At 55.1% G+C, this 17,933-nt stretch carries 13 protein-coding genes and 3 tRNA genes; 10 read left to right on the top strand and 6 right to left on the bottom strand.

Translation table 11 applies throughout. The annotated features are described in order from the left end of the window. The first annotated feature begins 61 nt into the window (after positions 1-61). The gene (locus tag AC2FLE_RS03795) at positions 62-1,561 is read left to right on the top strand and encodes a CoA-acylating methylmalonate-semialdehyde dehydrogenase (RefSeq protein ID WP_496691299.1); all 1,500 of its coding nucleotides are present in this window, start codon (positions 62-64) and stop codon (positions 1,559-1,561) included. Between the two features lie 202 nt (positions 1,562-1,763). Then, positions 1,764-2,351: a L,D-transpeptidase gene (locus AC2FLE_RS03790; protein WP_496695342.1), complete on the top strand. Its 588-nt coding sequence runs from the start codon at positions 1,764-1,766 to the stop codon at positions 2,349-2,351. 55 nt (positions 2,352-2,406) lie between these two features. On the opposite strand, the gene AC2FLE_RS03785 is transcribed toward AC2FLE_RS03790, so the two are convergent. Both AC2FLE_RS03785 and AC2FLE_RS03780 read right to left on the bottom strand, forming a co-directional pair. Then, positions 2,407-2,883 (bottom strand): fasciclin domain-containing protein, encoded by a 477-nt coding sequence (locus AC2FLE_RS03785; RefSeq protein WP_496695341.1) that lies wholly within the window; start codon positions 2,881-2,883, stop codon positions 2,407-2,409. A 77-nt stretch (positions 2,884-2,960) separates the two neighbouring features. After that, a complete protein-coding gene (locus tag AC2FLE_RS03780) occupies positions 2,961-3,806 on the bottom strand; it encodes a class I SAM-dependent methyltransferase (protein WP_496695340.1) in 846 nt (281 codons plus the stop codon). Positions 3,807-3,950: 144 nt separating this feature from the next. Between AC2FLE_RS03780 and AC2FLE_RS03775 the strand changes: the two genes are divergently transcribed. From AC2FLE_RS03775 to AC2FLE_RS03750, 6 genes are all read left to right on the top strand, one after another. Then, positions 3,951-5,066: a carboxylate-amine ligase gene (locus AC2FLE_RS03775; RefSeq protein ID WP_142634035.1), complete on the top strand. Its 1,116-nt coding sequence runs from the start codon at positions 3,951-3,953 to the stop codon at positions 5,064-5,066. A gap of 128 nt (positions 5,067-5,194) precedes the next feature. After that, complete coding sequence (locus AC2FLE_RS03770; RefSeq protein WP_496695337.1) at positions 5,195-6,337, top strand: acyl-CoA dehydrogenase family protein; 1,143 nt, start codon at positions 5,195-5,197, stop codon at positions 6,335-6,337. A 7-nt stretch (positions 6,338-6,344) separates the two neighbouring features. Next, positions 6,345-7,385 carry an enoyl-CoA hydratase/isomerase family protein gene (locus AC2FLE_RS03765; protein WP_142634039.1) on the top strand — a complete coding sequence of 347 codons (1,041 nt, stop codon included), beginning with the start codon at positions 6,345-6,347 and terminating at the stop codon, positions 7,383-7,385. Positions 7,386-7,388: 3 nt separating this feature from the next. Next, positions 7,389-8,261 (top strand): 3-hydroxyisobutyrate dehydrogenase, encoded by an 873-nt coding sequence (gene mmsB / locus AC2FLE_RS03760; protein WP_496679606.1) that lies wholly within the window; start codon positions 7,389-7,391, stop codon positions 8,259-8,261. Positions 8,262-8,356: 95 nt separating this feature from the next. After that, the gene (locus AC2FLE_RS03755; protein ID WP_496695335.1) at positions 8,357-8,755 is read left to right on the top strand and encodes a hypothetical protein; all 399 of its coding nucleotides are present in this window, start codon (positions 8,357-8,359) and stop codon (positions 8,753-8,755) included. A gap of 296 nt (positions 8,756-9,051) precedes the next feature. After that, positions 9,052-9,555, top strand: a complete 504-nt coding sequence (locus AC2FLE_RS03750; protein WP_496695333.1) for a site-2 protease family protein — start codon at positions 9,052-9,054, stop codon at positions 9,553-9,555. 17 nt (positions 9,556-9,572) lie between these two features. On the opposite strand, the gene uvrA is transcribed toward AC2FLE_RS03750, so the two are convergent. From uvrA to AC2FLE_RS03735, 3 genes are all read right to left on the bottom strand, one after another. Continuing rightward, on the bottom strand, positions 9,573-12,431 hold the full coding sequence (gene uvrA / locus AC2FLE_RS03745) for an excinuclease ABC subunit UvrA (protein WP_496695332.1): 2,859 nt from the start codon (positions 12,429-12,431) through the stop codon (positions 9,573-9,575). A gap of 168 nt (positions 12,432-12,599) precedes the next feature. Next, positions 12,600-12,676: transfer RNA gene (locus tag AC2FLE_RS03740), tRNA-Asp, on the bottom strand. 44 nt (positions 12,677-12,720) lie between these two features. Then, positions 12,721-12,797 (bottom strand) — tRNA-Asp (locus AC2FLE_RS03735). Between the two features lie 562 nt (positions 12,798-13,359). On the opposite strand from AC2FLE_RS03735, the gene AC2FLE_RS03730 reads away from it, so the two are divergent. Together AC2FLE_RS03730 and AC2FLE_RS03725 are read left to right on the top strand one after the other, a co-directional pair. Beyond that, positions 13,360-15,186, top strand: coding sequence for a M10 family metallopeptidase C-terminal domain-containing protein (locus AC2FLE_RS03730; protein ID WP_496695330.1), 1,827 nt, complete (start codon positions 13,360-13,362; stop codon positions 15,184-15,186). Positions 15,187-15,329: 143 nt separating this feature from the next. Further along, a tRNA-Val gene (locus tag AC2FLE_RS03725) sits at positions 15,330-15,404 on the top strand. A gap of 112 nt (positions 15,405-15,516) precedes the next feature. Here the strand turns inward: AC2FLE_RS03725 and lon are convergent. Continuing rightward, a complete protein-coding gene (gene lon / locus AC2FLE_RS03720; RefSeq protein ID WP_496695328.1) occupies positions 15,517-17,925 on the bottom strand; it encodes an endopeptidase La in 2,409 nt (802 codons plus the stop codon). Between the last annotated feature and the right edge of the window lie 8 nt (positions 17,926-17,933).

Raw genomic sequence — 17,933 nt, 5'->3', positions numbered from 1 at the left:
GCCTCTGTTCAAGCCATTTATGCAAGCCTATTCTGCGCGCAGACCTTCGGAGGAATTCGCAATGAACGAACTGTCCCATTTCATCAACGGTGAGAATGTCATCGGCACGTCCGGCCGATATGATGACGTGTTCAACCCCGCTACCGGCGAGGTACAGTACAAATGCCCGATGGCAAGTGCTGCCGAGACCACAGCAGCCATTGCTAGCGCCGCAGCCGCACAACCGGCCTGGGGTGCAACGAACCCGCAAAAACGCGGGCGCGTGATGATGGCGATGGTTCACCTGATGAACCGCGACATGGACAAGCTGGCCGAAGCGCTGAGCCGTGAGCACGGCAAGACGATCCCTGACGCGAAAGGCGATCTACAGCGCGGTCTAGAAGTGATCGAATACTGCATCGGTGCTCCGCAGATGTTGAAAGGCGAATTCACCGACAGTGCGGGCCCAGGCATCGACATGTATTCTATGCGCCAGCCTTTAGGGGTTGTGGCCTCGATCATGCCGTTCAACTTCCCGGCCATGATGCCTCTGTGGCATGTGGGCCCTGCCCTGGCCTGTGGCAACGCTGTTGTTCTGAAACCGTCCGAACGCGATCCTTCAGTACCTTTGATGCTGGCGGAACTTTTCGTTGAGGCAGGTTTGCCCAAAGGTGTGTTCCAGGTGGTCAATGGCGACAAAGAGGCCGTGGACACCCTGTTGGACAGCGAGATCATTCAGGGCGTTTCCTTTGTGGGCTCGACCCCAATCGCGCAGTACATCTATTCGCGCGCCACGGCCAACGGCAAACGCGCGCAGTGTTTCGGCGGTGCCAAGAACCACATGATCGTCATGCCCGACGCCGATCTTGACCAGGCAGCAGATGCCCTGGTTGGCGCCGGTTTCGGCGCGGCTGGCGAACGCTGCATGGCCGTATCGGTTGCCGTCCCGGTCGGAGAGGATACCGCCGACGCGCTGATCGAAAAGCTTATTCCGCGTATCGAGAAACTGAAGGTCGGCCCCTACACTGCCGGCGATGATGTTGACATGGGACCGGTCGTGACCGGTGCTGCCAAAGAGCGCATTTTGGGACTGATCAGCTCGGGTGTTGAACAGGGTGCCAAACTGGTTGTCGATAATCGCGACTTTAGCCTGCAGGGCTATGAAGACGGCTTCTTCGTCGGCCCTCACCTGTTTGACCACGTGACGCCCGACATGGACATCTATAAGCAAGAGATCTTTGGTCCGGTTTTGTCGACCGTCCGCGCAGGATCGTACGAAGAAGCGATTGGCTTGGCTATGGATCACGAATACGGCAATGGCACGGCGATTTTCACCCGCGATGGAGATACCGCGCGTGACTTTGCCAGCCGGATCAATATTGGCATGGTCGGTATCAACGTTCCGATCCCGGTTCCGTTGGCCTATCACACCTTTGGCGGTTGGAAGAAATCCATGTTCGGTGACCTGAACCAGCATGGTGCGGATAGCTTCAAATTCTATACACGCACAAAAACGGTCACCGCGCGTTGGCCGTCAGGCATCAAAGAAGGCGGCGAGTTCAACTTCAAAGCCATGGACTGATCCAAACGAAAGCGGCGGATCCACACAGCCCGGCCACCACTGGCCGGGCTTTTTTCAATACACGGCCAAGTTTCGCTTGTGATGTTCGCTTCACAATAAATTCACTCAACACTCCCTAGGAAATCTGATCAGCAAAACATAAGTTACACGCAGTTTCGCGCGAGCAGTTCCTGAACCGGAGGCCAATTTGTCAGATCCCCGCATGACCCGTCGCTCTGCATTGTTAGGTGCAGCGTCTCTGTTGATGACACCTGCATTGGTGCGGGCACAAAGCAGCGCCGATGCTTTCCCGCTCGACGAAGAGGCGATCAGCACACAGCTCGCTGTGCGGCGGAATGTCTCTTCATTCTCGCACCAGAATTGGCAGGATCACTTCAATGAGTTAGGTGTCGGCTGCCTGCTGGCAGATATCACAAGCCGCGCTGTACACTATTGGGGGGCTGACGGGACGTACAAACTGTACCCCAGCTCAGTCCCTATGAGCGAAGAACTCACAAGGCGTGGTTATACCGAAGTAGTACGCAAGCGCGAAAACCCAAGCTGGACCCCGACCGCCTCAATGCGCGAGCGCGACCCGAACCTGCCCATCCGAATTGAAGGTGGCGAGTCCGGAAATCCGCTGGGTACGCGGGCGATGTATCTGGGCTGGCCAGCATATCTGGTGCACGGCACGCACGATACACGCAAGATTGGACGCCAAAGTTCTTCTGGATGTATTGGCCTTTATAATCAGCATGTTGAAGAATTGTACCCGCTGGTTCAGGTTGGCACCAAAGTCAGATTGGTCTGACAGAACGCCCCGGCCATAACGGCCGGGGTTTTTGCTTTAACACGGTGGTTGCCAATTATTCCGGCAGGATCACCGCATCGACGACGTGGATCACGCCATTGCTGGCCTCGATATCGGCCTGCACAACCTTGGCGCCATTCACTTTTACGCCGTTCTTACCATTCACACTCAGGCGATCACCCTGCACGGTCAGCACTTTGGCGCGCTTGCCAGCGATGTCACCTGACATGACTTTGGCCGGAACCACATGGTAAGTCAGGATTGCGACCAGTTGGTCTTTGTTCTCGGGCAGTAGCAGCGATTCCACCGTCCCTTCGGGCAGTGCGGCAAAGGCCTCATCCGTGGGGGCAAAAACGGTGAACGGACCGTCCCCTTTCAGCGTATCGACTAGACCCGCCGCTTGAACCGCCGCGACCAGAGTGGTGAATGATCCGGCAGATACGGCGGTATCCACGATATCGGCGGCCTTCGCTTGAACCGGCAAGGTAAGTGCGATTGCGGCGGCGGCGCTCAGGAAAGTACGGCGAAACATATTTGAGATCTCCTATCCAGGTTGTTATGGAAAGGGGTACGGGCGTTTCGCTGCACCGGATCAATTTAGTGTCAGATTTATTTGACCTGAACCCAAATACTTTGCGCGCGCCCATCTTTCAAAAACGGTAGCGCTTCGACCGCATCTTGGCGATCCTGTTGCAAGAAGTATCCAGGCCAAAGCATTGAATATGCACTAGATTGCAACAATGCATGCAACATATATTGCTCGCCCCATCCCGGGCAGTCATAGAAGAACCGCTTGGGGTATTCGTAGGGTAGAAAAACATCGTGCACATGGATCACAACGCCCGGTTTTAAGGCCGGTATGATGCGACAGAACAGATGCGCGACATCATTGCTCATCCGGACAACATGGCTGGAATCGATGAACAGGATGTCACCCGCTTCAAGCTGTTCGAAGAGGGCTGGATCGACCTCTTCCAACCGTTTCTGTTCGAATTGATCGACAACATGCGCGATGTCCGCGCGCGGATAAGGATCAATCGCGGTGATTTGCGTCTGCAGCCCGCCATCCAATACAGCCTGCCGTGTCACGCGCGTTGAATTACCGCAGCCAACCTCAATCACCCGCTTGGGTTTGAAACGACGGACCATAAGATACAACGCATCCGCATCTGGGCTGTCATAATACCCGTTGCCGATCCTATACCCGGTTTGATTGCGGGACGGATCTTTCAATGCAGCCAAAGCGGCGGCATGTTCACCATATTCGGCTACCAGCTGCGAGATGTCGAATTCGGCCATTCCCGGTGACAACGAATAAGCCGGACGGGTCAGCCCGCCTGCCCTTTCGAACGCCTCCAGCCGGGCGCGCTCGTCCCGTTCCGTGACTTTGTCAATCAGCCTGACACCAAATCGGTCGAGAACGGCATTCAGCCGGGGGAATTTCCTGGGTTTCACACAAAGGCTCCGGGGTTCTTCTGAACTTTGACCCGTTCCTTACCGTTGCTAGCCCGATGACCGCAAGGACTCTGCCGGTAAACACTTGGCAAAAAGCGTATTTCCGTATTCACTGTTTCGCATAAAGCTAGAAAGAGGGCCGCCATGCAGCAGGAATACACGCTGGGCATTGAGGAAGAGTATCTTCTGGTCGACCGCGACAGCCTTGAACTTGCCCAAGCACCCGCTGCACTGATGGAAGCCTGCCAGGCCGATTTTCAGGGCCAGGTCAGCCCTGAGTTTCTGCAGTGCCAGATCGAGGTTGGCACCCGCCCCCATGCGACGATCCGCACGGCCCGAGAAGATTTGAAACGCCTGAGGGCGGGTGTGGCGGATCGGTCCGCCGAATACAATCTGGCCCCGATTGCTGTGTCCTGCCACCCCTTTGCGGACTGGAAGAAACAGCACCACACGCGCCGAGAGCGCTATGACGCCTTGCAGCATGCCCTGGGCGGTGTCGCGCGACGGATGCTGATCTGCGGGATGCATGTGCATGTCGGTGTTGAAGAACCATCCTTGCGGGCCGACCTGATGCCGCAGCTTTCCTATTTCCTGCCGCATCTGTTGGCGCTCTCCACATCCTCGCCCTATTGGAACGGAGAGGATACCGGCCTGTCTTCCTATCGTCTGACCGTGTTCGACAACCTGCCCCGCACCGGATTACCACCGGTCCTGGCAAGTTGGTCGGAATATGAACGTACGACAGGCATTCTGGTCGAACTTGGCGTGATCGAGGATACCTCGAAAATCTGGTGGGATTTGCGCCCCTCGCATCGCTTTCCAACGCTTGAAACACGCATCATGGACGTACAGCCGAGGTTGGAGCACACATTGTCGCTGGCCGCCATGGTGCAGGCGCTGGTCCGAATGTTGTGCCGTCTGAAAGACCGCAATTTGCGTTGGAGGCAATATGACAGGTTCCTGATTGGTGAAAACCGGTGGCGTGCGCAGCGTTACGGAGTCGGCGAAGGCATGATTGATTTCGGGGATCGATCCATCAAGCCCATGCCGGAACTTATGGGTGAACTGATGGGGATGCTGGCCGAAGATGCCGAAGCACTGGGCACCATGACTGAACTTGCCCGGCTACAGCAAATCGCACAAAACGGCACATCTGCCACGCGGCAACGACGTGTTCACGCCGAAGCGACGGCCAAAGGTGCGGATGCAGGCAGGGCTGTGGTTCAGCATCTGATCGAAGAATTCCATCAGGATTTATGACCTGCCTCGAAGTATGATCTAATCGTTTTCGCAATATCCCTGTCAGGAATTGCTGGGCGTGCAAAATTTCTGTAAGAATCAGGAAATAAACACTCGTTCAATTCATCCGGCGACGTGGGAGGAAACCAATGGATTTTGCACCAACCGAAGAGCAAACTGCTATCTTCGATATGGCCTATGAGTTCGGGCAGGAGCATATCGCACCCTTCGCCCGGCAATGGGAGGCAGAAGGCACTATTCCCAAAGACCTTTGGCCCCGTGTAGGGGAGCTTGGCTTTGGCGGTCTCTATGTGTCCGAAGATAGTGGCGGTTCCGGTCTTAGTAGGCTGGATGCGACGATGGTGTTCGAGGCCCTTTCGATGGCTTGCCCTTCAGTCGCGGCCTTCCTGACGATCCACAATATGTGCGCCAAGATGTTGGACACATTTGCCGCGGATGAGCTGAAATCGCGGATCATGCCGGATATTCTTAACCTGAACACAGTCCTCAGCTATTGCCTGACCGAACCCGGATCAGGCTCGGACGCAGCCGCGCTGAAAACTCGCGCCGAACGCACGAACGAAGGTTATACGCTGAACGGAACAAAGGCCTTCATCTCGGGCGGCGGATACTCAGATGCTTATGTCTGTATGGTGCGCACCGGACAGGATGGCCCCAAAGGGATTTCAACTCTGTATGTCGAAGATGGCACTCCAGGTCTTAGCTTTGGCGCGCTTGAACAAAAGATGGGCTGGAAAAGCCAACCAACGGCGCAGGTTCAGTTTGACGACTGCAAAGTTCCGGCGGGCAATCTTGTGGGTACAGAAGGTGACGGATTCAAGTATGCGATGATGGGCCTGGATGGCGGTCGCTTGAATATTGCCTCATGTTCTTTGGGGGCGGCACAAGCAGGTCTGAACATGACGCTTCAGTATATGTCCGAGCGTCAGGCATTCGGGAAGTCGATTGATCAGTTTCAAGCGCTGCAGTTTAGGCTTGCGGATATGGAAATAGAATTGCAGGCGGCCCGGACGTTCTTGCGTCAGGCAGCCTGGAAACTGGACACTGGCGCACCGGATGCCACCAAGTTCTGTGCAATGGCCAAGAAATTCGTGACTGAAACCGGATCAAAAGTGGTCGACCAATGCCTGCAACTGCACGGCGGTTATGGGTATCTCGCCGATTACGGTATCGAAAAGCTTGTCCGCGACTTGCGCGTTCATCAAATTCTGGAAGGCACAAACGAGATCATGCGCGTCATTGTTTCTCGTCAGATGCTTGCCCAACGCTGAGACCCCGATGTCAGATATTGAAATTCACACTACCGGCCGCGCTGGACGCATCACTCTGACACGCCCCAAAGCTTTGAACGCGCTGAGTTATGACATGTGCATGGCGATAGATACGGCCATGCGTAACTGGCGCGAGGACGAGTCAGTTGACCTGATCATACTGGACGCCGTTGGCGATAAAGCATTTTGCGCCGGGGGAGATATCGCAGAACTTTATGATACCGGGTGCAAAGGCGACTTTGCCTATGGGCAGACTTTCTGGCGCGATGAATACAGGCTGAATGCACTGATTTTCGAATACCCCAAGCCCGTGGTCAGTTTCCTACAAGGGTTTACTATGGGTGGCGGCGTCGGAATTGGGTGCCATGGAAGCCATCGCATAGTCGGTGAAACATCTCAGATTGCCCTGCCCGAGTGCTCTATCGGTTTGGTGCCGGATGTTGGTGGCTCTCTGATGCTCGCGCTGGCTCCGGGTCGACTGGGAGAATACTTGGGCACAACAGGTCACCGAATGGGCCCTGCGGACGCCATTTATGCGGGCTTTGCCGACCATTTTATCCCCATTGAAGAATGGCCCGGCCTGATCGAACTGCTCGAAGCTTCCGGGAACACAGACCTGTTGGTCGAGCATTCCCAGACGCCACCCACAGGTAACCTTGAAAAGGTCCAGGCGGAAATCGACGTGCTTTTCAATGGCGAGGGATTGAACGACATCCTCAACGCGTTGCGCTTTTCCGAAACCCCGTTCTCTGACGCGGCGCAAAAGTTGATGGGCCGCAACTCTCCACTATCCGTGGCTTGTACCATTGAAATGATTCATCGGCTTAAGGCGCTGGATCTGTCGATCCGAAAAGCCCTGGAGATGGAATACCGCTTTACGGCGCGCGCCATGGAACACGGAGACTTTCTGGAAGGTATCCGCGCGCAGATCATAGACAAGGATCGCTCTCCAAATTGGCGTCACCATGGCAAACCTGTTCCCGCCGTGGATATTTCCGCAATGCTGCGGCCCCTGGGCAGCGTCGCCCTGACATTCGAGGAGGATTAAAGAATGAAAATCGGGTTTATCGGCCTTGGAAACATGGGCAATCCAATGGCAGTCAATCTTGCCAATGCCGGGCATGAAGTCGCTGGGTTTGATATGGCCGAGGTGTCGGTTTCCGGTGTTACTTTGACTGGGTCAGGGGCCGACGCTGCAAAAGACGCAGACATCGTCATCACCATGCTTCCGAATGGCCAGATACTTCGATCCGTCGCAAATGAGATCATTCCAGCGATGAATGAAGGGGCCGTCTGGGTCGATTGTTCGACAGTGGATGTCGACAGCGCTCGAGCTGTTGCCGATATGGCTTTGGCTGCGGGAGTTTTGGCCGTCGACGCGCCCGTCTCGGGCGGTATCGGAGGTGCCTCGGCTGGGACGCTGACATTCATGGCAGGTGGAAGCGCCGAGGCATTCGAAAAAGCCCGGCCCTTGTTCGACATCATGGGGCAAAAGGCAGTGCATTGCGGAGACGCGGGCGCGGGTCAGGCGGCCAAGATCTGCAACAACATGATTTTGGGCGTCACCATGATTGCAACCTGCGAGGCCTTCGCGCTGGCCGACAAGTTGGGGCTGGACCGGCAGAAAATGTTCGACGTTGTCAGCACCTCCTCGGGCTATAGCTGGACGATGAACGCATACTGCCCTGCCCCCGGTATCGGCCCGCAAAGCCCGGCCGACAATGGTTATCAACCCGGCTTTGCCGCCGAACTGATGTTGAAGGACTTGCGTCTCAGTCAGCAGGCGGCGGAAAGCTCGGATGCCGACACCCCAATGGGGATGATGGCGACCGAGCTGTATCAGCAATTCGTCGAAAGCGAAGATGGGCTGGGGCTGGACTTCTCGGCCATGCTTCCGCGATTTGAAAAGCGCGGTCGGAACTAGGATGCCCTTGGGCGGCTTCCTGCCCATAGGGTTGACCCCTTTCCTGCCGATGTCCATCTAATGGAGAAGTTCAACATCGATTCCAGGGGGCTACGATGACGCATAATTTGGTCAAAGCGCTTACTGTTCTTGCTCTGGTCGTGACCCCGGTGGCGGCCATGGCCGGTAACGGGAAGGGAAACGGCAAGAACAAGAATAGCAATAAGGTCATCCGCATTGCGCCTCAGGGCGGTATTGTTGCAACTGGAAACGCCGTCCACTGCCCGCCGGGTCTGGCCAAGAAAAACGTACCCTGTGTCCCTCCGGGACAGGCCAAAAAGCTGTACAGAAATGGCGAGTTTATCAATGGCGATTATCGCTGGATTGATGATCCGTTTCGGTATGGGCTGAATAGGGGAAGCTATGTCCGCGCAGGCGACTACGTGTATCGGGTCGACCCAGATACACGCAAAGTTCTGAACCTGATCGGCGCGGTTGCAGACATCCTGAACTGACAAGCGCGGCCTGAATTCAAGCGGGCGAAAACCAACCTCAGTCGATTTGAGAAAGTAAGCAGGCTCGGGCGTTTTCCGGCCTGTTTTCAAAATATTGACGCGATCTAACATCATCATAAACCTCACTATTTCGAGGTTTTATTATGAATACTGAAAACGTGCTATTTGAGCCCCGCGGCCGATGGAACGTACCGATACATTTCAGCCAAAGCCTTATTTTTCTGGTTTTGATCGTTGTCGGATTTAACGCCGCTCCGGTCAACCTGCCCTATGCGCTCGCCTTCGTGGCGATTTAGTTGATTTCGATTCTCTTGCACGAGTTGGGCCACGCATGGGGCCGTCTTGTGCAGGGCGTGCCCGTCAATCGAGTCGTCCTTTATGGGGGCGGCGGATTCTGCGAACATCGCCGGTCGACCTCGGCATATGAAGACGAATTGATTGTGGCTATGGGGCCGATTGTGAACCTGACCCTCTGGGCGGTGTGTTCATTGCTGGAACCGTTTTCCAACTCGCCTGAAATTGGCTGGGTTCTGATGGTGACGGCAGAGCTAAACCTGTGGCTGGCGCTGTTTAACATGCCGCCCCTGATGCCGCTTGATGGGGGGCGTCTGCTCTTCGCTTTGCTCACGCGCATTATGTCGGCGAACTCAGCCGCACGTGTTTCCGGGTTTATTGGGCTGGTTGGCGTTCTGCTGTGGATCCCGATGATGATTTTTGCCCATGTCAGCTTCGGCTTCGTGTTACTGTTCTTTCCGCCAATACTGCGCCACTGGCAGACGCTGCGATACGCCAGATACTGAAGTTGACGCGACGGAGGTTATTCCGCCGCGACCCGCTCGGGGTTCAGCAACTGTTTCAAATACCTGCCCGTATGGCTGCGTTCCACAACAACAACATCTTCGGGCGTTCCCGTGGCGACAATTTCACCACCACCGTCACCGCCTTCGGGTCCGATATCAATGATATGGTCGGCCGTTTTGACAACATCCAGATTGTGTTCGATCACAACAACCGTGTTACCCTGATCAACCAATTCATGCAGCACTTCCAACAGCTTGCGGACATCTTCGAAATGAAGACCGGTCGTCGGCTCATCCAGAATGTAAAGCGTCCGACCAGTTGAGCGTTTGGAGAGTTCTTTTGACAGCTTCACCCGCTGCGCTTCACCGCCCGACAGTGTCGTCGCCTGTTGCCCGACCTTGATATACCCCAGACCGACCCGCGCCAGCGCGTCCATCTTATCGCGGATCGACGGCACGGCTTTGAAGAACTCTTGTGCATCTTCGACTGTCATATCAAGGACATCCGCGATGGACTTGCCTTTGAATTTGATCTCAAGGGTTTCCCGATTGTACCGCGCACCTTTGCAGGTTTCGCAGGTTACATAGACATCGGGCAGAAAGTGCATTTCGATCTTGATGACGCCGTCGCCCTGACAAGCCTCGCACCGACCGCCTTTGACGTTAAAGCTGAACCGGCCAGGCTTGTACCCTCGCGCCTTGGATTCGGGCAGACCAGCGAACCAGTCACGGATCGGCGTGAACGCCCCGGTATACGTGGCCGGGTTCGAGCGTGGTGTACGCCCGATGGGCCGCTGGTCGATGTCGATCACCTTATCCAGATGCTCGAGCCCCTTGATCGTCTCGCATGGCGCAGGTGTCTGCCGCGCGCCATTCAGCCGCATCGAGGCTGTCTTGAACAGGGTTTCAATCGTCAGGGTCGATTTGCCACCGCCGGATACGCCGGTCACACAGACGAACTTGCCCAGAGGAAAATCAGCGGTCACTTTCTTTAGATTGTTCCCGGTGGCCTTGACCACAGTCACTTTCTTTTTGTTCCCCTTCCGCCGCTCGGACGGCACCGGGATTTCGCGTGTGCCTGACAGGTATTGGCCGGTGATCGAGGCTGCATCGGTCGCGATCTCGGACGGGGTACCATGGCTGACGACCTGTCCGCCATGCACGCCTGCGCCCGGTCCGATGTCAAAGACATAGTCGGCTTCGCGGATGGCTTCCTCGTCATGTTCTACGACGATGACCGTGTTCCCCTGATCCCTCAGGTTTTTGAGAGTACCCAGCAAGCGGTCATTGTCGCGCTGATGCAACCCGATCGAAGGTTCGTCCAGTACATACAACACCCCGGTCAGACCCGAACCGATCTGGCTGGCCAGACGGATACGCTGACTTTCCCCGCCCGAAAGCGTTCCACTTGAACGTGACAGCGTAAGATATTCCAAACCAACGTTATTCAGGAAACCAAGCCGCTCGAGAATCTCCTTGAGTATCACCCGTGCGATTTCATTTTTCTGAGCACTCAGATGGTTTGGTGCATCCTGAACCCAAGCCAGCGCCTCGCGGATCGACATCTGCACAACCTGCCCAACATGCAATCCGGCGATCTTGACGGCCAGCGCCTCGGCCCGCAGTCGATAGCCTTCGCAACTGCCGCAGGACCGGTTGTTTTGATAGCGTTCGAATTCTTCGCGTATCCAGGCGCTGTCAGTCTCGCGGTAGCGGCGCTCCATATTCGGGATAACGCCTTCGAAACTGCGGGTTACCTGATATACCCGGCCACCCTCGTCATAGCGGAACTGGATTTCTTCCTCACCCGACCCGCGCAGGAAAACCTGCTGCACCTTTTCGGGCAAATCTTTCCACGGCGTGTTTTTGTCGAACTCATAATGTCGCGCGATGGCTTCGATGGTCTGCAGAAAATACGGCGACTTACCTTTGCGCCACGGAGCCAAGGCGCCGTCATACAGTTTCAGTGTCTGGTCCGGAACGACAAGGCGTTCATCAAAGAACAGCTCGACACCCAGCCCGTCGCAATCCTGACAGGCCCCAAAGGGTGCATTGAAGGAAAACAAGCGCGGTTCAATCTCGGGGATGGTGAAGCCACTGACAGGACAGGCAAAATTCTCGCTGAACGTAATCCGCTCCGGGTCGCCTTCACGCGGTGCGGTTTCCAAAATCGCAATGCCATCGGCCAAATCAAGCGCCGTGCGCAAGCTGTCCGCCAACCGCGTTTCCATACCTTCGCGCACGACCAACCGGTCGACCACAACGTCGATATCATGGCGGAATTTCTTGTCCAGTGTCGGCGGTTCGTCCAGCTCGTGAAACGCGCCATCAACCTTGACGCGTTGAAACCCCTGCTTGCGCAGCTCCAGAAACTCTTTCTTATACTCGCCCTTTCGGTCTCGAACGATCGGGGCCAGGAGATACCCTCGCGTGCCCTCCTCCATCGTCATGATCCGGTCGACCATATCCTGCACCTGCTGGGCTTCGATCGGCTTGCCCGTGGCAGGGCTGAACGGTGTACCAGCGCGGGCAAACAGCAGACGCAGATAGTCGTAAATCTCGGTCACGGTACCCACGGTAGACCGTGGGTTCTTTGAGGTCGTTTTCTGTTCGATGGAAATAGCCGGAGATAGACCACTGATATGGTCCACATCTGGCTTTTCCATCATATCCAGAAATTGCCGGGCATAGGCCGACAGGCTTTCGACATACCGGCGCTGCCCTTCCGCATAGATCGTGTCAAAGGCAAGCGACGACTTGCCCGAGCCTGACAGACCAGTGATGACCACAAGCTGGTCACGCGGAATATCCACGTCAATGCCTTTGAGGTTATGTTCGCGCGCGCCGCGCACCTCGATATTCTTCAGCTCAGCCATGTTTGGCCCCCAACACATAAGTGTCCTAGAGATAAGCGAGCCACACTGAGTCTCCAACAGAAAAGTTAGAACAAAATGTGAACGAGAGAGATGTTGCCGCCACCTACTGACAACAAAACCAATAGAGTCACCCGGTAAACGGTATGATTTCTGAAAACTAGTGGAAAATGGCGCGGTTGACGGGGCTCGAACCCGCGACCCCCGGCGTGACAGGCCGGTACTCTAACCAGCTGAGCTACAACCGCGCATCTATTTCGTGGCCTTTACCCTGGACCAAGGATGGCAGCGATGGCGCGGTTGACGGGGCTCGAACCCGCGACCCCCGGCGTGACAGGCCGGTACTCTAACCAACTGAGCTACAACCGCCCGCTGCCCGTTCGTTGCTGAACGTTGGGGTGTATTATGGCCACGCCCGGACATCGTCAAGCGGCGAATTGAAGTTTTTTCTCAGAACGTAATTTTTGTTAGAGATGTTTTCTCGTCACACGACGAATGGCCAAACAGAAACCAGCCGATAATTCACAACCCGCTGCCTTTGGCCAGACAAAAATATTCTGAAACCTTGAGCAGCACATCACCTGGCATGGGTCCGCTAGATCCAGATCTCAGGACAGCCCCCAAACTCATCCCCAAGCTTATTCTGACATAAACCCAATGTGAACAGTCATATCAACTTGCTGGCAGAGAGTTACTCAAAGCTTACCGCGTTCTGCCTCATTTCAACCACAAATGGTCTGCAAGACGATTACAAACACCTCTGCCAAAAGAGACTTCATACGCTCGGTTGATCCTCGGGCCAAAACGTTGGAAATTCCTGATGCCAAAGGAAGAATTACCGATTCTAGAACCGGTCAATATATACGGCGCCAATTTTGTATTCCGGAAAAACCGGGAACAAACGGCGTGTTAGACAAGGAAGAAATTTAAGATGTCAGTTGCCAGCACAACTTCTCCGGGTGCAAATGTTACCGGTCATGTTTATGTAGACAGCCTGATTTGGGGCACATCTTGGGACACCAGCGCCGGAGGCGTCAGTGCTCCGGGCACAATCACGTACTCCTTCGATGATGGATCGTTAGGTCGCCGTGGCTTTGCCTCCTACATGAAGGAAGCAATCCGCAAAGCATTTGCAATTATCGAGACGATCATTCCGATCGAGTTCAACGAAGTCGGCTTTCTGACACCAGCAGGCGAGATTAATGACGTTAACATCACCTACGCTTTGCTGACCCAAAACGATCTTGGCGGACCCGGATCTCTTGGTGTCCATCAAGTTCCGGGTGACGACCCCCTGCTGCAGGATTCTGGCATCGACGCCCTGTTCGGCATCTTTGCCTATGATACGCCTCTGTTTAGCAAAGAGGCCTTACGCAAAGGCGGTGAAGGCTTCGCGACAATCATTCATGAGATTCTTCACGGCCTTGGTCTAGCCCACCCACATGATGAAGGCGGCAGCTCGACTATTTTTCCGGGGGTTACGCAGCCCTTCGACGATTACGGGACAGATGGGCAGAACCAGGGTGTTTACACCATCATGTCCTACAACTCGGGCTATCCCGAAGTTGTTCCACTGAAGACATATAAGGCTGGCGGCACGGCCTCGCCTATGGCCCTGGATATCGCCGCGTTGCAGGCCATCTACGGAACGACGGATCACAATACCGACGATAACGTCTATAAAATCAAAGGCAAAAATGGCGCCGGGACCTTCTGGACATCCATCTGGGACACCGATGGGGTCGATACGATTTCAGCAAATGGTGTTAAGCGCAGCGTCACGATCAACCTCAATGACGCGGATCTTGATGGCAGCGATGCAGGCGGCACTCCATCCCATGCCAAAGGCATAACCGGCGGATTTACGATCGCAAATGGAGTCGTCATTGAGAATGCTGTGGGCGGCAAAAAGGGCGATCTCATCGTCGGGAATGAAGCTGATAACCTATTGTTGGGTGTCGGCGGTAGCGATGTTATTTCTGCTGGCGAGGGTAATGACATTGTTCTTGGGGGTGGCGGCAATGACACCCTGACCGGAGGTCTTGGAAACGACGAACTGTACGGCCACAAGGGCACGGACAACTTTGTAGCCGAGGACAGCGACGGCGACGATATCATTAACGGCGGAGAGGGCCTGGATTGGTTGCGTTATATCGGCACAAGCGCCGTAACCGTTGATTTGTCTGACACCAATGCACAGGCAACCGGTTACGGAACCGATACCATTACGGGTGTCGAAAACGTCGATGGGTCCGAGCAAAATGACGACATTACAGGTACGGACGGTCGAAACATCCTGCAGGGTAATGGAGGGTCTGACCGCCTGGACGGGGGCCTTGGCAAAGATACACTGAATGGTGGCGCAGGCAGCGACACTTTGATCGGTGGTGCCGGAAGGGACATCATGACCGGCGGTGAAGGTGCCGATGACTTTGTGTTTACGTCAACAGATGAAAGTTCACGCAAAGCGAAATATGCCGACCGGATTACCGATTTCACTCAGGGTGAAGACAAGATCGACCTAAGTGCGATCGACGCAAGCACCGTAATTGACGGCGATGATTCATTTGTCTTCAACGGTACAACACCCGCCCAGACGTCGGACGAAGGCGAAATCTATTACGTCAAGAAAAACAACGCAGGCACCAAGAACGACTTCACACTTGTTCTTGTGGATACTGACGGCGACAAAAATCCTGAGATGGTTATCAAGATCTCTGGCTTGCACGATCTGACCCAGGACGATTTCATTCTTTGACATCGAACAAGTGAAAGGGCGGCCCCACAAGGCCGCCCGTTTATGGGCACCTCGACTAGGCATTTGCAGGGTAACCCCCGGGGCCCAAAAGGCGCAAAGACCTCTTGCGGCTTTGCTGAACTCCTTATAAGACCCCTGCTCACGGGTGATTAGCTCAGTGGTAGAGCGCTTCGTTCACATCGAAGATGTCAGGAGTTCAAATCTCTTATCACCCACCATTTCACTACTCTGCGATCCGACATGCAAAGCCAGTAATTGGCTGACTATTTGGTCTGACCAAAGAAAAAGGGCGAGGTGCTAACCCCGCCCCTGGTTGCCATATTCTGACCTTTAGTGCGCCCTGGCGGACGGGGACGTGTTCTCAGCCGTTTTGGCTGCAGCCGCGGCGGCCTCTTCTGCGGCTTCGTCCCATTCGACAGGTTCAGGATCCCGAACCAGAGCGTGTTTCAGAACTTCCGAAACATGCGTGACCGGGATGATTTTCAGCCCCTCCTTCACGTTGTCAGGAATTTCGGCTAGGTCTTTCTCATTCTCTTCCGGAATCAGAACAGTCTTGATCCCGCCGCGCAGAGCCGCCAGCAGCTTTTCCTTCAATCCACCGATGGGCATCGCATTGCCGCGCAAGGAAACCTCTCCTGTCATGGCAATATCCTTGTGCACCGGGATACCCGTCAGAACCGATACGATTGAGGTCACCATTGCCAAACCGGCCGAAGGTCCATCCTTGGGCGTTGCCCCGTCCGGTACGTGGACGTGGATGTCCAGGTTGTCGAATTTGGGCGGCTTAACCCCGATCTTAGGTGAGATTGACCGCACATAAGATGAGGCCGCATCGATGGATTCCTTCATCACATCGCCCAGCTTACCCGTGGTTTTCATCCGCCCCTTACCGGGCAGTTTCAGCGCCTCAATATGCAGCAGATCGCCGCCAACGGAGGTCCAGGCCAGACCTGTTACAACCCCAACCTGATCGTCCTGTTCAGCCAAACCATAGCGGAACTTGGGCACGCCCAAGAATTCATCCAGATTGTCCGGCGTCACCGTGACCGAATCCGCCTCTTTCTTGATGATCTTGGTCAGCGACTTCCGCGCCACCTTGGCGATTTCGCGTTCAAGGTTCCGCACGCCAGCTTCTCGGGTGTAGGTGCGGATAATCGATTGCAGCGCCTCATCGGATAGTTCGAACTCTTTGGCTTTCAGACCGTGGTTCTTGATCTGCTTACTGATCAGGTGCTGCTTGGCGATCTCGCTCTTTTCATCTTCGGTGTAGCCCGCCAGAGGTATGATCTCCATCCGGTCGAGCAAAGGCCCGGGCATGTTATAGCTGTTGGAGGTGGTCAGGAACATCACGTTGGATAGGTCATATTCAACCTCAAGGTAGTGATCCATGAACGTGCTGTTCTGTTCCGGGTCCAACACTTCCAGCATGGCCGAGGCCGGATCACCGCGGAAATCCTGCCCCATCTTGTCGATTTCATCCAACAAGATCAACGGGTTCGTAGTTTTGGCCTTTTTCAGCGCCTGGATAATCTTGCCGGGCATTGAGCCGATATAGGTCCGGCGGTGGCCGCGGATCTCGGATTCGTCGCGCACGCCGCCGAGACTGATGCGAATGAACTCGCGCCCAGTGGCTTTGGCAACGGATTTACCCAGCGACGTTTTACCAACGCCCGGAGGGCCAACAAGACACAGGATCGGGCCTTTCAGCTTTTTCGAACGCTGTTGAACCGCCAGATATTCGACGATCCGTTCCTTGACCTTCTCAAGCCCATAGTGATCGTCATCCAGAATTTCCTGCGCGCGACCAAGATCTTTTTTAACGCGGGACTTGGTGCCCCAAGGCAGAGCCAAAACCCAGTCGAGGTAATTGCGCACGACCGTGGCCTCAGCCGACATCGGGCTCATATTGCGCAGCTTCTTCAGCTCGCCTTCTGCTTTTTCGCGCGCCTCTTTCGACAGTTTGGTTTCGGCGATTTTCTCTTCCAGCTCGGCCACTTCGTTCGAGCCGTCTTCGCCATCGCCAAGTTCCTTCTGAATGGCTTTCATCTGCTCATTCAGATAGTACTCGCGCTGTGTCTTCTCCATCTGGGTTTTGACACGGGTCTTGATCTTTTTCTCGACCTGCAGAACCGACATCTCGCCCTGCATCAGGCCATAGACCTTTTCCAGCCGCTCGCTGACAGACAAGGTTTCCAGCAGTTCCTGCTTTTGTTCGACCTCAATACCAAGATGCCCCGACACGAGGTCGGCCAGTTTGGCGGGCTCGGCGGTTTCACCAACAGCGGTCAAAGCCTCTTCGGGGATGTTCTTGCGCACTTTGGCATAGCGCTCGAACTCATCCGCGACGGTGCGCAGCAATGCTTGCGTTGTGGTCACGTCACCCGGAATCTCGGTCAGATATTCTGCGCGAGCCTCAAAAAACTCTTCGTTATCAAGGTATTCTGTAATCTGTACGCGCGCTTGCCCCTCGACCAGAACTTTCACGGTTCCATCTGGTAGCTTCAGCAGCTGCAGCACATTCGCCAGCACGCCCGAGCGATAGATTCCGTCGATTTCCGGATCGTCATCACCTGGATCAATCTGGCTAGACAGCAGAATTTGCTTATCGTCCTGCATCACTTCCTCAAGTGCGCGGACAGACCTTTCCCGACCCACGAACAAAGGCACGATCATATGAGGAAAAACCACAATGTCGCGCAGCGGAAGTACTGGGTATGAGGAATTCAGGGGCTCTTGCATGCTCAATC

Source organism: Ruegeria sp. CDSA077 (assembly GCF_059612265.1).
The sequence above is the reverse complement of the archived record's forward strand: the minus strand, read 5'-3'. Positions and strand labels throughout refer to the sequence as shown.

Bases quoted from the DNA above. Each gene is read 5' to 3' on its own strand.
- AC2FLE_RS03795 (WP_496691299.1), top strand. From the start codon at position 62: ATGAACGAACTGTCCCATTTCATCAACGGTGAGAATGTCATCGGCACG.
- AC2FLE_RS03790 (WP_496695342.1), top strand. From the start codon at position 1,764: ATGACCCGTCGCTCTGCATTGTTAGGTGCAGCGTCTCTGTTGATGACA.
- AC2FLE_RS03785 (WP_496695341.1), bottom strand. From the start codon at position 2,883: ATGTTTCGCCGTACTTTCCTGAGCGCCGCCGCCGCAATCGCACTTACC.
- AC2FLE_RS03775 (WP_142634035.1), top strand. From the start codon at position 3,951: ATGCAGCAGGAATACACGCTGGGCATTGAGGAAGAGTATCTTCTGGTC.
- AC2FLE_RS03770 (WP_496695337.1), top strand. From the start codon at position 5,195: ATGGATTTTGCACCAACCGAAGAGCAAACTGCTATCTTCGATATGGCC.
- AC2FLE_RS03765 (WP_142634039.1), top strand. From the start codon at position 6,345: ATGTCAGATATTGAAATTCACACTACCGGCCGCGCTGGACGCATCACT.
- mmsB (WP_496679606.1), top strand. From the start codon at position 7,389: ATGAAAATCGGGTTTATCGGCCTTGGAAACATGGGCAATCCAATGGCA.
- AC2FLE_RS03755 (WP_496695335.1), top strand. From the start codon at position 8,357: ATGACGCATAATTTGGTCAAAGCGCTTACTGTTCTTGCTCTGGTCGTG.
- uvrA (WP_496695332.1), bottom strand. From the start codon at position 12,431: ATGGCTGAGCTGAAGAATATCGAGGTGCGCGGCGCGCGCGAACATAAC.
- AC2FLE_RS03730 (WP_496695330.1), top strand. From the start codon at position 13,360: ATGTCAGTTGCCAGCACAACTTCTCCGGGTGCAAATGTTACCGGTCAT.
- lon (WP_496695328.1), bottom strand. From the start codon at position 17,925: ATGCAAGAGCCCCTGAATTCCTCATACCCAGTACTTCCGCTGCGCGAC.